The organism is Corynebacterium sp. KPL4015 (assembly GCF_040225725.1).
In the GTDB taxonomy this organism is placed as follows: Bacteria; Actinomycetota; Actinomycetes; order Mycobacteriales; family Mycobacteriaceae; genus Corynebacterium; species Corynebacterium rhinophilum.
On record NZ_JBEHGF010000006.1, the window covers coordinates 1 to 22,378 of the forward strand.

Annotated in this window: 23 protein-coding genes and 2 pseudogenes; 4 read left to right on the forward strand and 21 right to left on the reverse strand. The window is 59.2% G+C overall.

Annotated elements, in window-relative coordinates; genetic code table 11:
• From ABRP64_RS03395 to ABRP64_RS03415, 5 genes and pseudogenes are all read right to left on the reverse strand, one after another.
• On the reverse strand, positions 1-398 hold a 398-nt coding region (locus ABRP64_RS03395), incomplete at its 3' end, for a terminase gpP N-terminus-related DNA-binding protein (RefSeq protein ID WP_502880508.1).
• 79 nt (positions 399-477) lie between these two features.
• A pseudogene (locus ABRP64_RS03400) lies at positions 478-1,080 on the reverse strand (transposase family protein); the annotation flags it as partial.
• 36 nt (positions 1,081-1,116) lie between these two features.
• Positions 1,117-2,460: an IS256 family transposase gene (locus tag ABRP64_RS03405; protein WP_349865431.1), complete on the reverse strand. Its 1,344-nt coding sequence runs from the start codon at positions 2,458-2,460 to the stop codon at positions 1,117-1,119.
• 83 nt (positions 2,461-2,543) lie between these two features.
• Positions 2,544-2,843 (reverse strand): hypothetical protein, encoded by a 300-nt coding sequence (locus tag ABRP64_RS03410; RefSeq protein ID WP_349865433.1) that lies wholly within the window; start codon positions 2,841-2,843, stop codon positions 2,544-2,546.
• A 228-nt stretch (positions 2,844-3,071) separates the two neighbouring features.
• Positions 3,072-4,388: pseudogene (locus ABRP64_RS03415) on the reverse strand (type VII secretion protein EccC); the annotation flags it as partial.
• Between the two features lie 152 nt (positions 4,389-4,540).
• Between ABRP64_RS03415 and ABRP64_RS03420 the strand changes: the two are divergent.
• Both ABRP64_RS03420 and ABRP64_RS03425 read left to right on the forward strand, forming a co-directional pair.
• Positions 4,541-5,992 carry a ubiquitin family protein gene (locus ABRP64_RS03420; protein WP_349865436.1) on the forward strand — a complete coding sequence of 484 codons (1,452 nt, stop codon included), beginning with the start codon at positions 4,541-4,543 and terminating at the stop codon, positions 5,990-5,992.
• Positions 5,992-7,242: a S8 family serine peptidase gene (locus ABRP64_RS03425; RefSeq protein ID WP_349865438.1), complete on the forward strand. Its 1,251-nt coding sequence runs from the start codon at positions 5,992-5,994 to the stop codon at positions 7,240-7,242. The genes ABRP64_RS03420 and ABRP64_RS03425 overlap by 1 nt, the downstream gene beginning before the upstream one ends.
• On the opposite strand, the gene eccB is transcribed toward ABRP64_RS03425, so the two are convergent.
• The 12 genes from eccB to secY all read right to left on the reverse strand — a co-directional run bounded on the left by eccB (position 7,239) and on the right by secY (position 17,237).
• Positions 7,239-8,522: a type VII secretion protein EccB gene (gene eccB / locus ABRP64_RS03430; protein WP_349865439.1), complete on the reverse strand. Its 1,284-nt coding sequence runs from the start codon at positions 8,520-8,522 to the stop codon at positions 7,239-7,241. The genes ABRP64_RS03425 and eccB overlap by 4 nt on opposite strands.
• A gap of 93 nt (positions 8,523-8,615) precedes the next feature.
• Positions 8,616-9,497: a tRNA pseudouridine(38-40) synthase TruA gene (gene truA, locus ABRP64_RS03435; RefSeq protein WP_349865442.1), complete on the reverse strand. Its 882-nt coding sequence runs from the start codon at positions 9,495-9,497 to the stop codon at positions 8,616-8,618.
• A gap of 448 nt (positions 9,498-9,945) precedes the next feature.
• The gene (gene rplQ / locus ABRP64_RS03440) at positions 9,946-10,458 is read right to left on the reverse strand and encodes a 50S ribosomal protein L17 (protein WP_284784405.1); all 513 of its coding nucleotides are present in this window, start codon (positions 10,456-10,458) and stop codon (positions 9,946-9,948) included.
• 67 nt (positions 10,459-10,525) lie between these two features.
• Positions 10,526-11,536: a DNA-directed RNA polymerase subunit alpha gene (locus ABRP64_RS03445; protein WP_349865444.1), complete on the reverse strand. Its 1,011-nt coding sequence runs from the start codon at positions 11,534-11,536 to the stop codon at positions 10,526-10,528.
• Positions 11,537-11,650: 114 nt separating this feature from the next.
• Positions 11,651-12,256: a 30S ribosomal protein S4 gene (gene rpsD / locus ABRP64_RS03450; RefSeq protein ID WP_023016758.1), complete on the reverse strand. Its 606-nt coding sequence runs from the start codon at positions 12,254-12,256 to the stop codon at positions 11,651-11,653.
• Between the two features lie 21 nt (positions 12,257-12,277).
• Positions 12,278-12,682 (reverse strand): 30S ribosomal protein S11, encoded by a 405-nt coding sequence (gene rpsK, locus ABRP64_RS03455; protein WP_005277076.1) that lies wholly within the window; start codon positions 12,680-12,682, stop codon positions 12,278-12,280.
• A gap of 3 nt (positions 12,683-12,685) precedes the next feature.
• Entirely contained in the window at positions 12,686-13,054 is a 369-nt protein-coding gene (gene rpsM / locus ABRP64_RS03460; protein WP_005281309.1) for a 30S ribosomal protein S13, read from the reverse strand.
• Positions 13,055-13,236: 182 nt separating this feature from the next.
• Positions 13,237-13,455 carry a translation initiation factor IF-1 gene (gene infA, locus ABRP64_RS03465; RefSeq protein ID WP_003854422.1) on the reverse strand — a complete coding sequence of 73 codons (219 nt, stop codon included), beginning with the start codon at positions 13,453-13,455 and terminating at the stop codon, positions 13,237-13,239.
• Between the two features lie 259 nt (positions 13,456-13,714).
• Positions 13,715-14,506 carry a L,D-transpeptidase gene (locus ABRP64_RS03470; RefSeq protein ID WP_284770186.1) on the reverse strand — a complete coding sequence of 264 codons (792 nt, stop codon included), beginning with the start codon at positions 14,504-14,506 and terminating at the stop codon, positions 13,715-13,717.
• A gap of 66 nt (positions 14,507-14,572) precedes the next feature.
• Positions 14,573-15,367 carry a type I methionyl aminopeptidase gene (gene map, locus ABRP64_RS03475; RefSeq protein ID WP_284770187.1) on the reverse strand — a complete coding sequence of 265 codons (795 nt, stop codon included), beginning with the start codon at positions 15,365-15,367 and terminating at the stop codon, positions 14,573-14,575.
• Positions 15,367-15,912, reverse strand: a complete 546-nt coding sequence (locus ABRP64_RS03480; RefSeq protein WP_284770188.1) for an adenylate kinase — start codon at positions 15,910-15,912, stop codon at positions 15,367-15,369. Before ABRP64_RS03480 ends, map begins: the two co-directional genes overlap by 1 nt.
• Positions 15,912-17,237 (reverse strand): preprotein translocase subunit SecY, encoded by a 1,326-nt coding sequence (gene secY / locus ABRP64_RS03485; RefSeq protein ID WP_284770189.1) that lies wholly within the window; start codon positions 17,235-17,237, stop codon positions 15,912-15,914. The genes ABRP64_RS03480 and secY overlap by 1 nt, the downstream gene beginning before the upstream one ends.
• A gap of 377 nt (positions 17,238-17,614) precedes the next feature.
• Between secY and ABRP64_RS03490 the strand changes: the two genes are divergently transcribed.
• Both ABRP64_RS03490 and ABRP64_RS03495 read left to right on the forward strand, forming a co-directional pair.
• Positions 17,615-18,922, forward strand: coding sequence for a class I SAM-dependent methyltransferase (locus ABRP64_RS03490; RefSeq protein ID WP_284770190.1), 1,308 nt, complete (start codon positions 17,615-17,617; stop codon positions 18,920-18,922).
• A gap of 12 nt (positions 18,923-18,934) precedes the next feature.
• Positions 18,935-20,437, forward strand: a complete 1,503-nt coding sequence (locus ABRP64_RS03495) for an FAD-binding oxidoreductase (protein WP_284770191.1) — start codon at positions 18,935-18,937, stop codon at positions 20,435-20,437.
• A 236-nt stretch (positions 20,438-20,673) separates the two neighbouring features.
• On the opposite strand, the gene rplO is transcribed toward ABRP64_RS03495, so the two are convergent.
• Genes rplO through rplR form a run of 4 tightly spaced genes read right to left on the reverse strand, consistent with a single transcriptional unit; the run spans position 20,674 to position 22,378 of the window.
• Positions 20,674-21,120: a 50S ribosomal protein L15 gene (gene rplO, locus ABRP64_RS03500; protein WP_284770192.1), complete on the reverse strand. Its 447-nt coding sequence runs from the start codon at positions 21,118-21,120 to the stop codon at positions 20,674-20,676.
• 3 nt (positions 21,121-21,123) lie between these two features.
• Positions 21,124-21,309 carry a 50S ribosomal protein L30 gene (rpmD, locus tag ABRP64_RS03505; RefSeq protein WP_005276997.1) on the reverse strand — a complete coding sequence of 62 codons (186 nt, stop codon included), beginning with the start codon at positions 21,307-21,309 and terminating at the stop codon, positions 21,124-21,126.
• 3 nt (positions 21,310-21,312) lie between these two features.
• The gene (gene rpsE / locus ABRP64_RS03510; RefSeq protein ID WP_005276995.1) at positions 21,313-21,936 is read right to left on the reverse strand and encodes a 30S ribosomal protein S5; all 624 of its coding nucleotides are present in this window, start codon (positions 21,934-21,936) and stop codon (positions 21,313-21,315) included.
• A gap of 40 nt (positions 21,937-21,976) precedes the next feature.
• Complete coding sequence (gene rplR / locus ABRP64_RS03515) at positions 21,977-22,378, reverse strand: 50S ribosomal protein L18 (protein ID WP_023016753.1); 402 nt, start codon at positions 22,376-22,378, stop codon at positions 21,977-21,979.

Sequence of the window (22,378 nt, forward strand, 5' to 3'; positions counted from 1 at the left end):
GGAAGCGACTTCTCCAAGGCTTTGTGAGTTACGATGCCAGCTGACTGTTTGCGTTCAGTTGCGCTCATCAAGCCCCACTTTCCTTCCTCACGGAATCGTTGGGCCCAAGCATAGACGCTCATTTTCGAGTTCAGCGACAACTCGGCTGCAACGGCATCAGGAGACATACCGGAGTTGAAAAGCTCGACTGCTTTAAGCTTTGTCGTAAACGGGTAGCGTTTCAGCGTTGTCCGCCGAATAGGAGAAGATGGTGGTTCAGACCGCTGTCTAATCCAGAGGTGGAGCGTCCAACGGCCTGGGTAACCCAACTCGCGGACAGTCTTTGTGACAGATTGAGTCCTGTCGAATACCTCTAACGCCTTAAGTCGTTGCGCATTCGTGTATCGAATATTAGACATACGGAAAATCCTCCAAGATTTCGTCCGCATCCCCGAATGTGTGTCCGTTCGGCGTGTTGCGGGGCGGGTACACGGTTAGTTACTTCATGGGGTCTTTTCTGATTCCTATCGAGTGTTCGTACTCGGTTGGGATAGCGTTGTCGTAGAAGGCTGGTCGGCCTGTTTCTTGGTCGGCTTTGTTGTGGTTTTCTTCGGCAAGATCGTTGACTTTGGCGAGTTGATCTTGGCCATAATTGCACTGCCTGGCGATATTTAGCGGATCGTCAGGCAGTTGCTTTTTGGTGTGGAGGTACCACTCGAGCATTTTTCGTTGGCGTTCCCCTGACCTGCCTCGGTGCGCATCGGCGATGCGTTTGAGCTGGGCGTTTATGCCGCCTTCAAGACTGTTTGTCGTTGAAGCCCAGCGCTTAGGATCAGGCACATTCGGTGGTGGCTTAAGGTAAGTAAACAACCAATTGTTGCGCGATAGGTGCAGCAGTGAGTTGTAGGCTTTGCGTATTCGCAGATGAGTCCATTCCCACTGGTTATTGAGTGTTCGGCGTTCCTTTGGCACGGGTGTTTTCTCGTTGAGGAATGTTTTGAATACCTGACCGAAGTCGTGCAGACGTAGCGTCCACTCCCGTGCCTGTTCGAGTGTGGTGACACGGGTTAGTTTCAGCGCCAGTGCGTAGATGGTTTTGCCGGGAGGGTGTCAAGTTGTTTGTGTGTGGGGCTAGGTTTATAGGTATTTGTCGAAGCTGTCGGGGTAGGCCACGGCCATTTGGTTAATGGCTTGTTTCCAGCCGGAAACTCGGGCTCCTTCCATGAGTCTGCCGGCTGTCGCTGAGACTCGTTTGCCTTGCTTTGCCCTCTTTGCGGCTCGTTTGTCTTCAATAGTGCAGATCATCAACCACAGCGTCTTTATCGCTGATTCATCGTTGGTGAACTGCACCCTGTTGCGGGTAGCTTTACGCAGCTGGTTGTTAAACGACTCAATGGAATTCGTCGTATAGATGACCTTTCTGGCTGCTGGTGGGAACTGCAGAAACGGTACGAAACGCGCCCACGCATCACGCCAGACCTTGACTGAGCGGGGATATTTCTCACCCAGCTCGGAGGCTGCATATTCGTCTAAAGCAACCTGTGCTGTGGGCTCGTCCGTGGCAGTGTAAATCTTTTTCAACGCGGCTGATACGCCCCGGCGATCCCCGTAGGCTACCCACCGGTTAGCGGCGCGAATCAGGTGCACGATACAGGTTTGCACCATAGAGTTCGGCCAGGTTGCCTCAACTGCCTCTGGCAGGCCTTTCAGCCCGTCACAGCAGACGATAAAGACGTCCTTGACCCCACGGTTAGAAAAGTTGGCGCATACCTGCGCCCAGAATGAAGCGCCTTCTTCCTTGGCAATCCACAATCCTAAAATGTGCTTAATACCGTCGAGATCCACGCCGATTGCCATGTACGCAGATTTGTTGACTACTCGGCCGTCGTCGCGGACTTTAATGCGCAACGCGTCCAGGAAAACCACGGGGTAGAACTCGTCTAGCTGGCGGTTTTGCCAGACCATAACCTCATCGAGCACGGCGTCAGTAACCGCAGAAATCGTCTCATGGGAAATATCGACACGCATCGCCGTTGCCATATGATGCTGGATATCCCTAATTGTCATCCCACCGGCATACAAGCTGACGATCATGTCATCAACATCAGTCAAGCGCCTAGAACCTTTAGGGACCATAGTCGGAAAGAATGTTCCAGCCCGATCCCGAGGGACATCAACGGTGACTGGCCCGTAGTTAGAATCCACGGTCTTTGGATACGACCCGTTGCGGTAATTGTCTGTTCTAGCTGCAGCTTTAGCGCTCCTGTCGCCAGACTCGTAGCCCAGGTGGGCATCCATTTCAGCGTTGAGTCCCCTGGTAATCGAGGCTTGTAACATGCCGCGAACTAGGTCGTTGGCATCCGTTGTGGACGTGCCTAGGTCATCAATCAGTTTCGCGATGTCAGGATTAGCAAGCAGCTTCTTTTCAATCGCATCAATCTTGGCCTTATCAGCCGGATCTCGTCTCGCCACAGTAGTCATTCTGGTCCATCTCCTCATGCAGGTTAGGTACCCACACACAAACCATCAGACACTCTCAAGGAAGTGCATCTCCCCTGCGATGTTTAGGAGTCCTGTAAAAGCCAGGCAGTCAGTTCTTTTACTGCTTGGCTTTTGCCTCCTGGATAATTAGCGTTCAATTCTGCGGACACAGATTCAAGTATTTTGTTGGAGAGTTTCTCAGCCTTATCGGAGCTGATGCTTCCGCGTAGATCATCTAGCGGTACAGAAAGCATGCCATCCCTACTCGGACGCATCCAATACGAGTGCATATCATCAGCGTAGATTATTGGGAATGTTCCTAATACCTGGGACTCAAGAACAACATTGCCAAAGAATAATGAGGACAGTCGTTTTTCTTCCATGAGCCTAATTCTATAGAAATAATATTCTGCAGTTTGTTTCTCTAACTCTCACTCGATTCAGAACTTGTCTCTATCCATTGTCTTGCCTGGGGAAAAAGAAGAAACATAATAGCTACCACCGCAGGAAGAATTAAACTACTATAGTCTTCCGAAAGCACAGCAACGCCTGCATAAATAAACGATAATACTTCACCCGAGACCAGAAAACACTGCACCAATTGGTTATTACTTACCACTGCCCGTTGCCCCGATGCACAGGCCATGTGGCCCCATTCCTCCATGCGCGGATTCTTTGAGGTCCACGGTCACCGGCTGCCCAATGGAATCGATGCCGATAGGCACCATGAGCCGAGAGGTGCCGTCGCGCCCGTGCCACATGCCGCTGGCGGCCAACTCATCCACGCCGCTATAGCCGAGCAGCCCCAGCAAATCATTGCCTCGGCGCCCGGAGGTGCTATCGGGTCGGCGAAAGACCGCCATCCGGCGGGCCATAATCGTGGCCGCGGCAGTGCCCAAATAATCGGGTGTGCCCAGTTCTTCCACGCCCGCTGCCGTTACCGCCTGCAGGGTATCCGCCGCGACGAGGCACAAGCCCTCTTGTTCTGCGCGCAGGCTCAACGCAGACGATGGCGCACCGCCTACTTCAATAACGGTGGTATAAGAATCGCCGTGGAAGAAGTCTTCGGTGCCGGTGGTCAGGAGGGCATCGACAAGCACAATGCGAAACCGCGCCTTGTCCGGCTCCCGGGTGTGCGGCAGCCATTTTAGCCACTCCCACTCGCCGCCAATAGCCTCGATCCCGATGGTCTCGGGGCCGTGCACCAGGGCTAACTGCATGACGAGGGCGCGCACCGTATCGCGAGCATTATCGCCGGTAAAGGATAAAAACCTAAAAGCCTGCAATTGGATAACCACCGGCATATCGGGCACGGTGCCCACCGCCTTGATGGCCTGGCGCATGCTCACCGCACAGACCGGGTCTAGGTCCTCGGTCGCGCCGGAATCCGGGACGTTGATGGGCGTGCACAAGGTGGTGGGACCGGTGCCCACGCGCACCTCCAAGGCATCTGGATCATCGGGCCCGCGCTCCCACATGCGCCGCGAGCCCACCAGCGGTTCCAGCCCCGCCGGATCCGGGTGCCGGTACAGCTCGTGCGCGCGCTGCGCACCGGCATTGTCCAGGGCCTTTTCCCGCAGCGCCTTAATGTGACGCAAGTAGGTCCGCCGGGTTTCATCCGGGTCCTGCCCGCTATTTTGCGGCCCAAACATCATGGCCATGCTGGCCAGCATCATGAGCGGAAACATCAGGGATACCGGGCTGATATGCCGCGAGTCCCCCGCGCCCAGCACCATCAACGCCACCATGCCCAACATTGCGGCAATCATCACGATGGGCAGTAGCAAGCGTACCAAGGGCACCGGCTGTGGGCGCACCGCTTCTGGAACTTCTTCTGCCTCGATGGTGCCGGTGGGAAGCGGCGGTGGCGCGTCCCTGAGCGGCACGGTCAATGACTCCACGATGTGGGTTTCCCCGATCCCAAGCATGGGTAAAATCCTCCCCCGATCCACACGCTTAGCGCTCTTGGCCCCCTGCCAAGATTCCCCGCGCTGCGGTGGACACGACGCCACCAGTAAGCCACAATATGTGGCATTGGGCAAGGGGGACGCCCACCATCATGAGACAATTCGGGGGAATTATGACCGCTCCAACGGCGCATCACCTGCGCCTTACCATCCGCATCCACGCAGATTCCTTCCACAAGGAAGCAGACGTAGCATTGCCGTTAAGCTCCAGCCTGGGCGAGCTCATGGCAGAACTTACCGATCTTGTCGATGCACCCACGATCGCCTCACCCTGGCGCGCCAGCACGGCCTCCGGGCGCACCATCGACCTCACCGCACCGCTTGCCGCCACGCCGCTTGCGGAAGGCTCCATCCTGGTGCTCGCCCCGCGCGAGGAGCGGCCCGCGCCCGTCATCCGCGATGCCGCCGAATCCCTTGCAGCCCAAAGCCACGACGACACTACCTCCGCTATTCCCATCGTCTGGGCATGGACCGGGCTCGCCGCTGCCTTCGCCGTGGCCTGGGTACTCTCGCTCCCGGCAGTGGCCTGCGCCGGGCTTGCCATCGCGGCCTTCGTGCTCGCCCTGTGGACGCGGGCGCTATCCCTCGTCATGCTGACCCTGACGGCAGGGGCGGCGAGCGGATGGGCACTTATTTCGCCCGCGCTTGCCGATGCCCCCTATGCCGCCCTCACCGCCAGCGCCACCCTCCTCGTGGCCTTATTAGCCTGCCACCTCACCCGGCTGAGCACCGTACGGATAACCTCTGGCGCGCTCACCATCGCCGGGTTAGTGCTCATAGCGGCCGTGAGCTACCTGCTTCCTGGACTGAGTGGCAATTCGGGCATCGGCACGAGCCACGGCACCGCAGCGGCCGCGGGCACCGTTATCGCGGGGGTCATTTTGCTTGCCACCGCCCCCGCGCTCACCATTGCCACCGCGGGGCTCAAGGTGCCGCAATTGCCCACTGCGGGCCAAGACCTCGCCGTCTCGGATGAGCGCCAGCCCGACGTGGCCGATCGCGCCACCCGCGCCGGGTACGCCTACGAGGGCATCTGCTGTGGAATCGCGCTTTGCCTCATTCCAGCTCTAATCGCGCTCAGTTTCACCGGCACGGGCACCCTCGTAGCCACAAACGGCACCGTGGGTGACGCGGGGTCCGCTGCTCATACCATCGGCTCTCGCATCGCCGTGCTTTTCGGCACCGGTTTAACCGGGCTCGGCTTCGTCCAAGCGCTCTGCGTCTCTGTTGCCGGAACGGTGGTCATGCACGCCGCGCGACACGGGCGCGTGCTTGCCAGCTGGGCGCTCATGCTCGTCGCCATGGTTGCCTGCCTCACTGCCTGTCTGTGCGCCGTGCACGCGATTGCCGCCGATGGGCTTGCCGGCGCCTGGGCGCCGACGGTGGTCGCCACTCTCCTGCTTGCCGCGATGCTCAGCGCCCCACTATGGGCGGCCAAAATGAGCGAGGTGGAACCAACGACCATCGCCTGGTTTGAACGCCTTGAGTCCCTGACCATCGCCGCCTGCCTGCCGCTTGCCGCGCACCTCGCCGGGATCTTCGAACTCATTCGGGGGCTGGGATAATGCACCACACTCACTCACGCCGTTCTTTTGCACTATCTAGGTTTAGCGGCAATTCTGGAATTACTGCTTGCGCGCTTACCGCGTGTGTCCTCGCCGGAACCGGAGGCTTCATCACAGGAGCTCCCACCGCTCCTATCGCGAGCGCACGGGAACCGGACCGGGAATGCGCCACCGCGCATCCATCTCCCCTAGCGCCAGAACCTTCCGAGGACCAGCGCGCCTACCGCTCCCAACTGCATTCCTTTGCCACGGGCCAAGGTGTAACGGTAGCCGTCATCGATACTGGGGTTGCCCACCACGAACAGCTGCCGAATCTCACCGCCGGCGCGGACCTGGTCACTCCGGAAGAACCGGATCCGCACCGGGATTGCGACCTACACGGCACCGTCGTAGCCGGCGTCATTGCAGGCCACGATATTGGTATCGCCCCGCGCGCCGAGATCCGCGCCATCCGCCAAACCAGCGCGCATTATCGCCAATACGGTGACACGGCCGGCGACGCCGATGAAGACAACACCACCGGTTCGCTCGACACGCTGGCCCGCGCCATCGATCGTGCCGTGGAAGACAACGCCCGGGTGATCAATATTTCCATCGTATCCTGCGTTCCAGAGAGTACCGCTCAACGCATCGATAGTTCCCGGTTAGATGAGGCACTTAACCGCGCAGAAGATGCCGGTGCCGTAGTCATCGCTGCCTCCGGCAATATTTCCTCCGGTACCTGCGAAGAAGGCGACCACGTCTTTCCCGCGGACTCACCGACCGTACTATCCATTAGCGCCCAAGAGAATGCCCACGCACTTGCAGAATACTCGCTCACGCCCGCCGATGGCCCACAACTATCCGCCCACGGATTTGTGCCGTTAGCGCTGAACCCCGCCGGTGGCTGGGCAGACGGGAAGAACCAAGAGGATTCCCTGGCGCAGTTCCACGGCGCCTCATTCGCGGCCCCAGTAGTCAGCGGCACCGCCGCCTTAATAGCCGAGCGCTATCCAGAAGCCAGCGCTGCCGATATACGCCAACGGCTCCTCTCTGCCGGCGAACCCGGCAACGGTTTCATCGATCCGCTCGACGCCCTTACCCATATCGATGGCGAGTACGCCGCACCCGCGCGCGATCTCACCATCCACCCCACCAAAGAGGAACACTCCTCCGCAGCGAGCCGTGCCGGTTGGGTGCTCGGCGGGTTAGTCCTGCTGCTGACCGGCCTGGCGGTTGCCTGCGGGCTTCGCCGGCCCAAGTCGGCCTAGCGGCTGACCTGTAGTGCTTCGTCTCGGTCCAAGCGCGAGGCCTCTGGCAATAGCCGGATGATTTCCCACGGAACCTCGGCTCCAATGCCTGTGCCTAGGGCCTCCAAGAGTTCTTTGTTATCGACTGCATGGCGCTGCCCCGTCGGCGAGACAACGTGATAGCCATGACCGGTATCCACGCCGACGCCGCCTGCCGATAACCCACCAAAACGATCCGCTATTCCCTCTCCGGCGAGCGCTACCGTCCCGGGGTTCTCTGTCACCATCGCTGCCCCGCCCTCACTATCGGCGCACACCCAGCCCTCATCTGGGCCAACGAAGTTGAAGGTGGTGGTGGGCAGACGGAAGTTTAAGGGGGCATCGGCAAGCGCGCCTACTTCGTGCGGTGTGGCCTCCACGCGCGTTGCGCCGTAGCTAACCAGCATGTCTGCCTGGGTGGCGGAGAGCTCGGCTACCCCGTCGTCCGTCCGGGCCCACTGGTCCTGCCCCGTGTCCATGATGTCCGGCAACGGATCGGGAAACGTCAGCGGCGGCTGTTCCGCAAAGGCATTGAGCAACTCCGCGGGAACGGGCCAGGCATGGGTGCTCCCGTCAATACCAATCCCGCGCCGGATGACGCGGCCCTCCGTGCTCTGCGCATCGGGCAAGCGTACCCGCCCGTCCGCTGTGAGCAGCCACTGCGTGCCATCCTTTTCTGCGAGCGCGGCGCGCTTCTCCCCAAAGCCTTCCTGTGGCGGATCCGCCACCACGATGACCTCTTCTTTGGCTACTTGTTGGCCATCGATGCTGGTGGGATTATCCGCGGGCTGCTCATCGTGCTCGGCAAGGCACGCCGCCCACGAGCGCTGCGGTGTCTCGCCCGGGGCAGCCAGATACCCGGGCGCATCCGAAATCCCCACCGGCGTGCCTAACGAGGCCTCGCGCAAATGCTCGTCCCCAATGGTCTTCGCCTCGGCCGCCTCGCCGGCGATGATTCGCGCGGAAGAGAGGTTGTAGACGGGGTGATACGTATCGTTGACGTCCACGAAGAGCTGGCCCTGCTCCGAGCGCACGATGGGCACATCCCCTGGCTGCGGGCTCGGCTGCAACCAGGCCAAAAGGCCAGAGCCGACCGCCAAAAAGGCCACGCCTACTCCGCCGAACATCATCGCCTTGCGGCGGCGGGCCAGCGGATCGTGGATCATGCGGGTATCGCCCAATACGAGCCCGTGTTCCACGCGGCGGCGTAAAAATTTATGGCCCGAGACTTGGGCCTTGGTCGTTGGCAATGGACGTGCCATGAATTTCCCCCCGAAAATTCCCCGAAAAGTCTAAATAAACCCAGACCTCAGGCTAGCGCAGGCGCCACGGCCCTGCCACTTGGCAGCGTGTGCTCACAGAACGGTGCGCTTTTCTCGCGTCACGTCTGCCCGCGCGGACATTTCGCTGGGTTCCGGGTAATCCACCTGGACTAAGGACAGGCCCTTCGCTGGTGCCACCGGGATGCGGGAGGAGCGCTTTGTCTCCTGCAGCAAGGCCGCGGCGAAGTCTACGTTCCTGCGGCCTTCCCCAACGCTTAAGCAACAGCCTACTAAGGAGCGGACCATCGACCAGCAGAAGGCATCCGCGGTCACCCGGGCTTCAAAGAGCTGCGGTTCTTCCGACGTCGATACATCCCGCCAGCTAAATTCCTGTAATTCGCGAATGGTGGTGGCATTTGGCTTGGCCTTGCAAAAGGCCGCAAAATCGTGCAAGCCCACCAAGACGTTGGCCGCGTCCTGCATGGCATCGATATCTACCGGTTTGAACCATTCGGCCGTATCGCGCGCCCTTGTCGGCAACGCACCCCGCTGGCTAGTGGTTATCCGGTACACATAATGCCTGCGCAGCGCGGAAAATCGGGCATCAAAACCGTCTGGCGCGAACTCGCAGCCATGCACCCGAAGGTCTTCCGGCAACAACTTGGCAAGCCTGCGCACCAACTTCCCGGGATCATTTGCTACGGACCGTTGCTCCAGCAACTCCTGCGGCACATCCACGTGCGCCACTTGCCCGCGAGCATGGACGCCCGCATCCGTACGCCCAGCTACCGTCAGCGGTACCTCCGTGCGAGCGATCATTGCTAGCTGCTCCTCGAGCACGCCTTGGACGGTACGCAGTCCGCCTTTTTGCCTGGCCCAGCCGTGGAAATCGGTGCCGTCATAGGCCAGATCTAACCGGAGCCGAGCGAATCCTTCTGCTGGTCCCTCATCTGCGATCGGTGCTGCTTCAGTCATGGTGGACCTAATGCTACCGGAGGCATCGGCGAGTTCCCGAAATGTGCAACCTCTCCTGCTACACCTCCCCTGTTCGTTTTGAGCAGAAAATGCAATATCTGAAGGCCGTATTCGCTCAGTTATTGCAGTGGAGGATGCGCATAGGAGGTTGAGCGTGGGAGGTTGAGCGTAGGAGGTTGTACATAGTTGTCGTTGTGGATTGGAAGTTGCGTGGTCCGCTGCATGGCGAAGTCGCACGATGGAGCGGGACGAGGGAGTGGGACGACGAAGCGGGACGAAGGGGCGGGACCAAGTACCTGAGGCTTCAAGTTCAAAACGACAAAAGCCGCCTCCCCCTGTCTCTTCGTAAAGAGAATGGGAAGGCAGCGATTATGCGCTACTTCTGCGAGTAGGAACTGCAATCCACGCAGGGCGTTAGGGCCTGCGCGAATTCAGTGGCCGAGGGAGATTACTTCTCCTCGGACTCCTCAGCAGAGGTGTTCTCAGCAGCGGTGTCCTCGGCCGGAGCTTCGGTCTCCGCAGCCTCGTCTGCCTGAGCTTCTTCAGCCTCAGCGGCCTTGGAAGCGGCAGCGCGGGTAGCGCGGTTAGCCTCGGAGGTCACGGTCTCCTCAAGAACGAGGGAGATCTGGGACATCGGGGCGTTGTCACCGGAGCGGTTGTCCAGCTTGATCGTGCGGGTGTAGCCACCCTCACGGTTCTCAAACTTCGGTCCAACCTCGTCGAACAGGTGGGAAACAACATCCTTGCGCGGGATGAGCTTCAGCACTGCGCGGCGGTCAGCAATGGTGCCGGACTTAGCCTTGGTGATGATCTTTTCGACGTACGGGCGAAGAACCTTCGCCTTGGCATCGGTGGTCTTGATGGCGCCGTGCTCGATCAGGCTAGCTGCCAAGTTGCTCAGCATGTGAGCTTGCTGCTTGGCGGAGCCACCGAGACGGGCACCCTTCTTCGGGGTAGGCATTGTTTACTCCTCGTGTGCGGTAAAAGTTGAGCGCGCGGCAACGAGTGCCGCAGTTCAGGGTGATTCTTTACTCGGAATCGTCCGCAGCCGGGTCCTTGAAGTCACCGGTTTCTGCGTCGTAGCCCTCGAGCTGGGTGGGGTCGAAGTCCTCAGGGGTGTCCTTCAGAGCAAGGCCCAAGTTAGCCAGCTTGATCTTTACCTCATTAATCGACTTCTGGCCGAAGTTGCGGATATCCAGCAGGTCGGACTCGGTGCATTCTGCAAGCTCGCCGACGGTGTGGATTTCCTGACGCTTCAGGCAGTTGTAGGAGCGAACGGAGAAGTTCAAGTCCTCGATAGGCATGCCGTAGGCGGCGATGTACTCGGTCTCCTGCGGGGAGGGACCAATCTCGATGCCTTCGGCTGCGTTGTTCAGCTCGCGTGCCAGGCCGAAGAGTTCGACCAAGGTGCCGCCGGCAGAAGCCAGGGCGTCGCGGGCGGAAATCGAGTTCTTGGTTTCGACGTCGATGGTCAGCTTGTCAAAGTCGGTGCGCTGCTCAACACGAGTAGCTTCGACCTTGTAGGAGACCTTCAGCACTGGGGAGTAAATCTGGTCGATTGGAATACGGCCGATTTCCCCAGAGGTTGCGGTAGCCGGGACGTAGCCACGGCCGCGCTCGACGACGAGCTCAATGTCCAGCTTAGCGGTGTCATTCAGCGAGGCGATGTGCAGATCCGGGTTGTGGATCTCCACGCCAGCCGGCGGCTGGATATCGCCCGCGGTGACATCACCAGGGCCTTCCTTGCTCAGGTACATAACCACCGGCTCATCGGAGTCGGAGGACAGGACCATGCTCTTGATGTTCAAGATGATCTCGGAAACGTCTTCCTTCACACCGTTGATGGTGGTGAACTCGTGGAGCACACCATCAATCTTGATGGAGGTTACCGCTGCGCCTGGGATGGACGACAGCAGGGTGCGACGCAGCGAGTTACCGAGGGTGTAGCCAAAGCCCGGCTCGAGCGGTTCGATGACGAACTTCGAACGAGACGAGTCGATGAATTCCTCGGTGAGCTGAGGACGCTGGGAAATGAGCATTGCAATTCTCCTTTTCGGCGACCGCTATTTGACGCCGGTAGAGGGGGTAAAAATCTTGAGGTTGAAGATTCCTGATGGACCGCGTGGCCTTGAAGGGCCGTGCGGTATAACAGTTTACTTCGAGTAAAGCTCGACGATGAGCTGCTCTTGCAGCGGAATGTCGATCTGAGCGCGCTCGGGCAACTGGTGCACGAGGATGCGCAGCGTATCAGGAACGACCTGCAACCATGCCGGTACGTTGGCATCGATAAGAGCGTCCTGAGCGTCTTCGAACCATTCCATCTTCTGGGAACGCGGGCGGACATCGATGATGTCGTACTGCGTAACCCGGTAGGACGGGATGTTGATGTTCTTGCCGTTCACGGTGAAGTGACCGTGAGAAACGAGCTGGCGAGCCTGGCGGCGGGTGCGTGCCAGACCTGCGCGGTAGACTACGTTGTCCAGGCGGGTTTCCAGAAGGATGACCAGGTTGTCACCGGTCTTGCCTGGGAGGCGGTTAGCCTCGGTGTAGTAGCGGCGGAACTGACGCTCCAGCACACCGTAGGTGTACTTTGCCTTCTGCTTCTCCTGGAGCTGCAGCAGGTACTCAGATTCCTTGATGCGGTTGCGGCCAGCCTGTCCCGGAGGGTACGGGCGGCGCTCGAATGCCATGTCTCCGCCGACCAAGTCGACGCGAAGACGGCGGGATACGCGGGTAGCGGGGCCAGTGTAACGAGCCATTTTCTTACCTCTTTCCTTCCCTTAAACCTTGCGACGCTTGGTCGGACGGCAGCCGTTGTGCGGCTGTGGAGTTGCATCCGTGATCGAGGAAACCTCGAGGCCTGCAGCCTGCAGGGAACGGATGGCGGTCTCGCGGCCGGAGCCCGGACCCTTAACGAATACGTCAACCTTCTTCATGCCGTGGTCCATTGCCTTGCGTGCGGCGCTTTCAGCGGCCATCTGCGCAGCGAACGGAGTGGACTTACGGGAACCCTTGAAGCCAACGTGACCAGAGGATGCCCAGGAGATAACAGCACCGGTCTGATCGGTGATCGAGACGATGGTGTTGTTGAAGGTGGACTTGATGTATGCGTGGCCCAGAGCCACATTCTTCTTGACGACGCGACGGCCGGAACGGCGTGCGCCGGAACGAGTCTTTGGAGGCATGAACTACTTCTTCTTTCCTGCGATCGTCTTCTTCGGGCCCTTACGAGTACGCGCGTTGGTCTTCGTACGCTGACCGCGTACCGGCAGACCGCGACGGTGGCGCAGACCCTTGTAGCTTCCGATTTCAATCTTGCGACGAATATCAGCCTGAACCTGGCGGCGGAGGTCACCCTCTACCTTCCAGGAGCCTTCAATTGCGTCACGCAGTGCCGAAACCTGTTCATCTTCCAGGTTGTCGGTGCGCAGGTCAGGAGAAATGCCAGTCTTTTCTAGCAATTCCTTGGCACGGGTTGGACCGATGCCGTAGATGTAGGTGAGAGCGACCTCCATACGCTTATTGCGTGGGAGGTCAACACCAGCTAGACGTGCCATAAGGCGTGTCCTTTCGGGTTGTTACGGCGGTTTTCTCCCCATCCGTCCCGCTCCATGCAACGCTTCGCCCGGACCGTGCCGGGAATCCTTGGGTTGCTTACCAGTGCGGGCTCAGGCCACCGTAGCCTGAGGTGTACAGGACAAAGCCGTGCTTCGCCCTTGGGTGAGGAGGCTGACTGTGTTTACTTGTAGCGGTAGACGATGCGTCCGCGGGTCAGGTCATAAGGAGACAGCTCTACGACGACGCGATCCTCCGGGAGGATGCGGATGTAGTGCTGACGCATCTTACCGGAAATGTGTGCAAGAACCTTGTGCCCATTGTCGAGCTCGACACGGAACATTGCGTTTGGCAAAGGCTCGACGATGCGACCCTCTACCTCAATTGCGCCTTCCTTAGCCATAACCTCTACTTTTCTGGTGACAGACAAGTACCTGTCACCTGCATGTTTGTTGTCTACTGCGGTGGTGCAAGCCAACCAGACCTACTGGCGCCATACACCGTCAAACCAGCATACGCTGCAGCGACACGATTTCCAAACCGCACGCACTTTCCTAATTTCCCAACCTGCAGCAGAATACTAAAAATACCCTCGTACTCGGTTCCAGCTTTCGGAACTAAGCACGAGGGCGGGGTGCACTCACGCGGTGAACTATACCGAATTAGTAGATGTAAACCTTGTCACCAATCTGGACGTCGTTCCAGTAGCGAACCGCTGCATCGTACGGCAGGTGGACGCAACCGTTGGAGTCAACATTGGTGTTGTCCAAGTGGAAAGCGTGGCCGTTGTTGGTGAAGTAGATGGAGTAAGGCATCGGCGCGTTGTTGAACTCGCGGGAGATTTCGTCCTTCACCTTGCGGTTGACGTGGAAGGTACCGCGCGGGGTTTCCTCGCCCACCATGCCAGCGGACATGGATGGGGAAATGTAGGAAACATCGCCGCCTTCCTGCAGCCAGGTGCGGCGTCCATCAAGGTCGACGCAGATCTTGGCGTCTGCTGGGCAGGAGCCGCGGTCGAATTCGTTGGCGCGGCGCTGCTCCTCCGCACGGCGTGCCGCTTCTTCAGCCTTCGCCTTTTCTTCCGCAATCTGCTGTGCGTGTGCACGCTCAGCATCCTCGCGAGCTTGGCGTGCTTCCTCGTTCTTCTGCGCTACGAGGCCCGGGAAAAGGAACTCCAGTGCGCTGTCCACTGCGGACTGCACATTCGGCGCCAATTCTGGGGCGTACTTCTCAGCCTGGTCCAGGATGTCAGTGCGGGTCTGCCATGCCTGGTCACGGGTCTGGCCCTGGAAGTTATCAACCTGCTGCTGGGCATGCGCGGTGAGCTGATCAAGATTAGGGAGTTGCTGAGCAGAAGCTGCCGGGGCGCCGGCAATGGTGCTCAATGCCATGACACCAGCCACTGCTGGTGCAGCAACGGTGGCACTTAACTTGCGGAGGCTGAATTTAGACATAGTGGTGAGTATAAACCTTTCAGGGGATTATCGCCTAGTTTAAGAGGCGATTTCTAGGAATGTTTATCAGGAGCGCCTAGTGAGAATGCGGGGGCCGTCCGCCGTCGCGGCTACCGTATGCTCCCAATGGGCGGCAGTCGAGCCATCCAGCGTGACCACCGTCCAATCATCTTCCAGCACCGCACTATCGACGGTGCCCAAGGTGAGCATGGGTTCGATGGCTAGCACAGAGCCTTCCTGAATGAGGGGCCCGCGGCCAGGCTTTCCCTCATTTTCCAAATAGGGTTCTTCGTGCATGGTCCGGCCAATTCCATGGCCGCCATAACCGTCCACGATATAGAGGGACACGCCAAACTTTTCTTCGGCGCGGTAGGTTGCCTGCTCCAAGGCGTGGGAAACATCCGTGAGGCGGTTGCCCGGGACCATCGCTTGCAGTCCTTCCATGAGCACCCACTCGGTCGCCGCGTTCAACGCCGCAACGTCTGGTTTCGGTTCACCGATGGGAAAGGACCACGCGCTATCTCCTACCCACCCATCGAGCGTGGCACCGCAGTCGATGGAGAGGAGGTCGCCATCGGCAAGCACGGTCTTCGCATCTGGAATCCCGTGCACGATGACATCATTAACGGAGGAACAAATCGAGCCCGGAAAGCCCTCGTAGCCCTTAAAGGTAGGGATGGCACCGGCTTCGCGGATGGTCTGTTCCGCCACCGCATCGAGCTCCAGCGTGCTCACTCCCGGCGCCGCGGCGGCGCGAACTGCCTGCAGCGCCTTGCCGACGATCTCGCCAGCCGCCTGCATGGCATCCAGCTCGCCTGCGGTGCGGGCGGGGATGCGCTTGGTGCGGCGCCGAAAAGCCATTACTTGCCCAGCGCTTCCATGGCGCGGGCGTTGATCTCTTCGACGGAGCCTTCTGCTTTAATGGGGATGATGGCATCGCCGTAGTGCTCGATGAGCGGGAAGGTCTCATCGCGGTAGACGCCAAGACGGGTGCGGATGGTTTCCTCGTTATCATCGGCGCGGCCGCGGGCCATCATGCGCTCAACAACGACGTCTTCAGAAACCTCGAAGTTCAATACGCCATCGAGCTTTTCACCCTTCTTGGACAACAGCTCTTCCAAGATGTCTGCCTGCTCGGTAGTGCGCGGGAAACCGTCCAAGAGGAAGCCGTTCTTGGCGTCGTCTTGGCTGAGGCGCTCTTCCACCATGCGCGCGGTGACATCGGTAGGCACGAGCTTGCCGGCATCAATATAGGACTTCGCCTCAATACCGAGAGGAGTTCCATCGCCGATATTGGCACGGAAGAGATCGCCGGTGGAGATGTGCGGGACGCCGAGCTTTTCGCTCAGGATTGCCGCTTGGGTGCCTTTGCCAGCACCGGGAGGGCCGAGAAGTACAAGACGCATTATTTCAGTAGTCCTTCGTAGTTGGATTGGAGAAGTTGGGATTCAATTTGCTTGACCGTGGTCAAGGCCACGGAGACCATAATCAAGATGGCCGTACCGCCAAAGGCGGAGGTGCCGTTGGCAGAAGAGTGACCAACGCCAAGGTCCAGCAGGATATTCGGCAGGATGGCGATCAACGCCAAGTACAGGGCACCGACGCTCAGCAGGCGGTTCATGACAAAGCCGAGGTACTCCGCGGTGGGGCGGCCCGGGCGGATTCCTGGGATGAAGCCACCGTACTTCTTCATGTTATCGGCTTGCTCGGCGGGGTCGTACTGCACCGAGACGTAGAAGTACGCGAAGAAGATGGTCAGCAGGAAGTACAAGACGATGTACTGCCAGGACGACGGCGCCTGCAGGTGCGCGATGACATTGCGCTGCCACCAGTTATCCGGGGTGTGTACGGAGCTGGAGTTTACGATCTGCGTAATCAGCACCGGCATATAGATAAGCGAGGAGGCGAAGATGACCGGGATAACGCCGGCCTGGTTGACCTTGAGCGGCAGGTAGGTAGAAGAACCACCGTACTGGCGCCGGCCCACCATGCGCTTGGCGTATTGCACCGGTATGCGGCGCTGGCCCTGCTCGATGAAGGTAATGCCGACGACCAGAACAATGAGACCGGCCAGCACCATGGCGAATACCATACCGCCGTTGTTTTGCAGGATGTTCATGCCATCGGTAGGCAGGCGTGTCGCAATACCGGCGAAAATGAGCAGGGACATGCCGTTGCCAATGCCCTTTTCCGTAATCAGCTCGCCCATCCACATCACGAGGACGGCGCCGGAGGTCATCGTCACCACAAGCAGGATCAGGGTGAAGAAGTTGCGGTCTTCCGCCAAGACCGGCACGCCCTGGCCCAAGAGCTGCTCGCGATCCGCCAATGCGACGATGCCGGAGGATTGCAGCAGCGCCAAGGCGAGCGTGAGGTAGCGGGTGTACTGGGTCATTTTCGCCTGCCCAGACTGGCCTTCCTTCTTTAGCTGCTCAAAGCGCGGGATGACCACGGTCAGCAGCTGCACGATGATGGAAGCCGTAATGTAGGGCATGATGCCGATGGCGAAGATCGACAGCTGCAATAAGGCGCCACCAGAAAACAGGTTAATCACGGAGTACAGGTCTCCGGATTCTTCTGTCAGCTGACGCAGGCGTCCTGCAATTGACGCGTAATCTACACCCGGCGACGGGATCTGTGCACCGATGCGGTACGCAATGATCATCACGATGGTGAAGACGATCTTCTTGCGTAGGTCGGCATCCTTAAAAGCCTGCAAAATGGCGGACACTACAAAATCCTCCTGGCCTACCGCTGTCACGCGCGAATCTATGGATTCCTAACGCAGCAACACACGGAGGTGGACACTCTATGGCTCCCGTAGGGCTCCACATCTTTCTCACTTGGCGTTAAGAAGTAAAGACAAGGAGTCCCAAAGGAACGGTGGAACACTTTTGACCCCATAATCCTACCAGCCAAATATCTGCGCGCCACATCTAACCCGCATTATGTGACAATGATTGCCCATTCTTTCGCGCTTATTCCACTGGGGGTTTACCATGTTAATTATTGCCCTGCGCAATTTTCTACCCGTAACATTTCGGCCTTGCGATCCCTAAACACCAAGGTCGTTATTGGTGTGAACCCAACATTGCGAAAGAAGTCTGAATGAGCAAAAAATTCACGCCGATGACCGTTGCTGAGATCATCGACGTCTTCATCCCTAGTCCCAACCCCTTCCGCTGGGAGGCTTTTGATGGCTCGGCCACCGGCCCTGCCGATGCCGAGTACAAGGTCACCATCAATAGCCTTGGCGGACTTGCTTATATCGCCACCCACCCAGGCGATGTCGGATTCGCCCGCGCTTATGTCACTGATGGCATCTCTGTAGAAGGTGAGCACCCTGCCCACCCGTACGGCGTCTTCAATGCCCTGCACGCCATGTATGACAAGTTCGAAAAGCCCAGTGCTAAGGATATGGCGCGCGTGATTCGTTCGCTGGCTTCCATGGGCGCCTTCCACATCCAGCCGGTGCCTGAGGTAGAGCGCGCCTCTTGGCTGCGCCGTAAGCTCCACGATGGCCTGTCTAAGCACTCCAAGGAGCGCGATGCCGACGTCATTTCTGATCACTACGACGTGGGCAATGACTTCTACGAGCTCTTCTTGGGCGATTCCATGACTTATACCTGCGCCTACTTCCCCACCCCGGATGCCACTTTGGAGGAAGCGCAGGAAAACAAGTACCGGCTCATCTTTGACAAGCTGCGCCTAAAGGAAGGTGACACCCACCTGGATGTGGGCTGTGGCTGGGGCGGCATGGTGCGCTACGCTGCACGCCGCGGCGTGAAATCCATCGGCGTGACCTTGTCGCAAGAGCAGGCCGAATGGGGCCAAAAGAAGATCGAAGAAGAAGGCATGCAGGATCTGGCCGAGATCCGCTTCATGGACTACCGCGATGTCAAAGAAGAAGGCTTCGATGCCATCTCCGCCATCGGCATCATCGAGCACATCGGCGTGCAGAACTACGATGACTTCTTCAAGTTCATGTACAGCAAGCTCAAGGTCGGCGGGCTGATGTTGAACCACAACATCACCTACCCGGATAACCACAAGACGCCCAAGGGCGGGTTCATTGACCGCTACATCTTCCCCGATGGCGAGCTCACCGGCTCTGGCAACGTCACCAAGGCCATGCAGGACAATGGCTTCGAGGTCTTCCACACCGAGTCCCTGCGCTTTGATTACATGCGCACCCTGCACGAATGGTGCGAGAACTTGAAGGAAAACTGGGAGGAGGCCTGCGATCTGGTCGGCCTGCCCACCGCTCGCCTCTACGGCATCTACATGGCCGGCTCGGAGTGGGGCTTCGAACGCAATATCATTAACCTCTACCACTTCTTGGGCATCAAGCTCGGTGAGGCCGGCTCCCGCGCCGGCGTGCCTGAGCGCCGGTGGTGGGAAGACAGCCGCTTTTAAAAGGAGCCCACTATGACCCTTTTGGACCAATTGCGCGAGCGCGTTTCTGCCCTGCAACCACGCCCAGTCGACGCCGTGCGCATCGAGCCCGTGGGCTGGCATGCCCACCGCGCAGGCGTAGACACCCTGCTACGCAGCTTCCGCGAGGTTCCCGCTGGCAAGCGCGTGCGCCTGGCCAAGAAGACCTCTAACCTCTTCCGCGGCCGCAGCGAGAATCAGGTAGGCCTCGATGTCTCCGGATTGGGCGGGGTCATCGAAATCGATCCCCTCGCCCGCACCGCCGATGTGCAGGGTATGTGTACCTACGAGGATTTGGTCGATGCCACCCTGGCGCACGGCCTCATGCCGTTTGTAGTGCCGCAGCTGAAGACCATCACCCTAGGTGGCGCTGTGACCGGCATGGGCGTGGAGTCCACCAGCTTCCGCAACGGTCTACCGCACGAGTCCGTCATCGAGATGGATATCCTCACCGGCACCGGCGAGATCCTTACCTGCTCGCGCGAGGAGAACGTCGATCTCTTCCGCCTCTTTCCCAATTCCTATGGTTCTTTGGGCTACGCGGTACGCCTCAAGATTGAGCTCGAGCCCGTGCCTCCCTACGTGGAGCTGCGCGAGCAGCGCTTCCACTCGGTAGAAGAGGCGAGCCGCGTGCTTGCCGATGTCTCCGTTCACCACACCCACGAGGGTGAGACCGTCGATGGGCTAGACGGCGTGGTCTTTTCTGAGGACGAGGCTTACCTCGTCTTTGCCCGCTTTACCGATGAGGAGGGCCCTACCTCCGATTACACGCGGGATAAGATCTACTACCGCAGCCTGCAGCACGCCCAAGGCATGCGGCGCGACCGTCTTGCCATCCGCGACTATATCTGGCGCTGGGATACTGACTGGTTCTGGTGCTCACGCGCGTTTGGCGCCCAAAACCCCAAGGTCCGCAAGGTATGGCCGCGCGAGCTGCGCCGCAGCTCCTTCTATTGGAAGCTAGTGCGTTTGGACCGCAAGTACGAGTTGGAGTACAACTTCATCAAAAAGCCGCACGGCAAGCCGCGCGCTGAGCGCGTCGTGCAAGATATTGAGGTCACCCCGGAAAACCTTCCGGAGTTTCTCCACTGGTTCTTCCAAGCCTCCGATATCCAGCCTGTGTGGCTGTGCCCCATCCGCCTGCGCGATGTCGTGGGCGAGCTCGTGGGCACCGGCGATATTGCCGCCGAGGCCAAGGACCCCTGGCCGCTTTATCCGCTGCGTCCCGGAAAGACGTGGGTCAACGTTGGCTTCTGGTCCGGCGTGGATGGCGATCACGTCGATCCCAGTGCCCCGGGCAATGGCGCATTCAACCGTGTCATTGAAGAAAAGGTCAATGACTTGGGCGGCCACAAGTCGCTGTATTCCGAGGCCTTCTACTCCCGCGAGAGGTTCGAAGAGCTCTATGGCGGAAAGCTCCCGGATGCCATCAAGGCGGTAACGGACCCGGACGACCGCTTCCCCGGACTCTTTGAAAAGACCGTGGACGAGGCTTAAGACGGTCCCACAATCACTGAAGGGTGGAACGCTTTCACGAGCGTTCCACCCTTCTTCTATATCTTGAATACGATCTCGAGCTGATTCCACGGCGCGCGCAGGCAACTAATTGGTCTGGGCTACCTGCGCGGTCTTCGCGTTATCCGGCGGAGATGACAGCGGCAGAGATCGACTACACCCCCTCGCCCCGCACGCTAGGTGCGAGGAAAGGGGGTGTAGCTATTCTCTAGTCCAGATTACTTGGTGTTGGCGGAACCGCCAGCAGCCTCAATCTTTTCTACAGCGGACTTGGAGAACTTGTCTGCGGTGACGTTCAACTTAACGTTGATGTCGCCGCTGCCCAGAACCTTGACCGGCTGGTTAGCGCGGACGAGGCCAGCAGCAGCGATGTCAGCGACGGTGATGTCGCCGCCTTCGGCAAACTTCTCAGCCAAGTCAGCCACGTTAACAACCTGGTACTCAACGTGGTTCGGGTTCTTGAATCCCTTGAGCTTAGGCAGACGCATGTGGATGGGCATCTGTCCACCCTCGAAAGCAGCGGGAACCTGCTTACGAGCGCCGGTACCCTTGGTACCGCGACCAGCGGTCTTACCCTTGGATGCCTCACCGCGGCCGACGCGGGTCTTGGGCTTATTTGCTCCTGCGGTTGGGCGCAGGTCGTGCAGCTTGATGATATCAGCCATGGTTTACTCCCCTGCCACTTCTTCGACGGTGACCAGGTGGCGAACCTTGTGAACCATGCCGCGAATGATCGGAGTGTCCTGCTTAACAACGGACTGACCGATGCGCTTGAGGCCCAGGGCCTCAATGTTCTTGCGGTGGTTCGGCTTGGTGCCCACCAGTCCCTTTACCTGTGTAATCTTCAGAGCCATTGTTTATGCCTCCTGACCTGCGCGCTTGCGCAGCATACGGGCCGGGGTGACCTCTTCGATGGACTTGCCACGGCGTGCGGCAACCTCTTCGGGGCGGACCAGCTGCTTGAGGCCGTCCACGGTAGCGCGGACGACGTTGAGTGCATTGTCGGAGCCCAGGGACTTCGACAGAATGTCCTGCACGCCAGCGCATTCGAGCACCGGACGAGCAGCACCGCCGGCGATGACACCAGTACCAGGAGCGGCAGGCTTCATCATGACGATGCCCGCTGCGTCGCGACCCTCTACCGGGTGGGTGATGGTGCCGGCAACCATAGGTACGCGGAAGAAGTTCTTGCGAGCCTCTTCTGCACCCTTCTGGATTGCAGCCGGAACTTCCTTAGCCTTGCCGTAGCCAACGCCTACCTGGCCCTGGCCGTCACCAACGACGACGAGAGCGGTGAAGGACATGTTGCGGCCACCCTTAACGGTCTTGGAGACGCGGTTGATGGTCACAACGCGCTCGATGTACTTATCGCGCTCGTTGTCCTGCTGGTTACGACGATCGTTGCGACGGCCGTTGCCGCCGCGGTTGTTCTTGTTGTTCTCGGCGGAGCGTCCGCCGTCACGCTGTTCACGGTCCGACATTACGCGATCCTTCCGTTGATGTTTCCGTTGACGATGATCATTAGAACTTCAGACCACCTTCACGTGCGGCGTCTGCCAGCGCAGCGACGCGGCCGTGGTACTTGTAGCCTGCGCGGTCAAAGACGACCTGCTCAATGCCAGCGGCCTTGGCGCGCTCAGCAATCAGTTCGCCCACCTTGGCAGCCTTTGCCTTCTTATCGCCCTCGAGTGCACGGATGTCCGCTTCCATGGAGGATGCGGAAGCCAGGGTGTGGCCTGCCAGGTCATCGATGACCTGGACGTGCATGTGGCGCGAAGAGCGGTGAAGGACCAAGCGCGGGGACTCAGGGGTGCCACGCAGGGTCTTACGGATACGGAAGTGGCGGCGTGCGCGTGCTTCGCGACGACGAGAAGAAATGTCCTTGCCGACTGGAGTGCGCTTCGTGTTTTCAGTGTTTGCCAT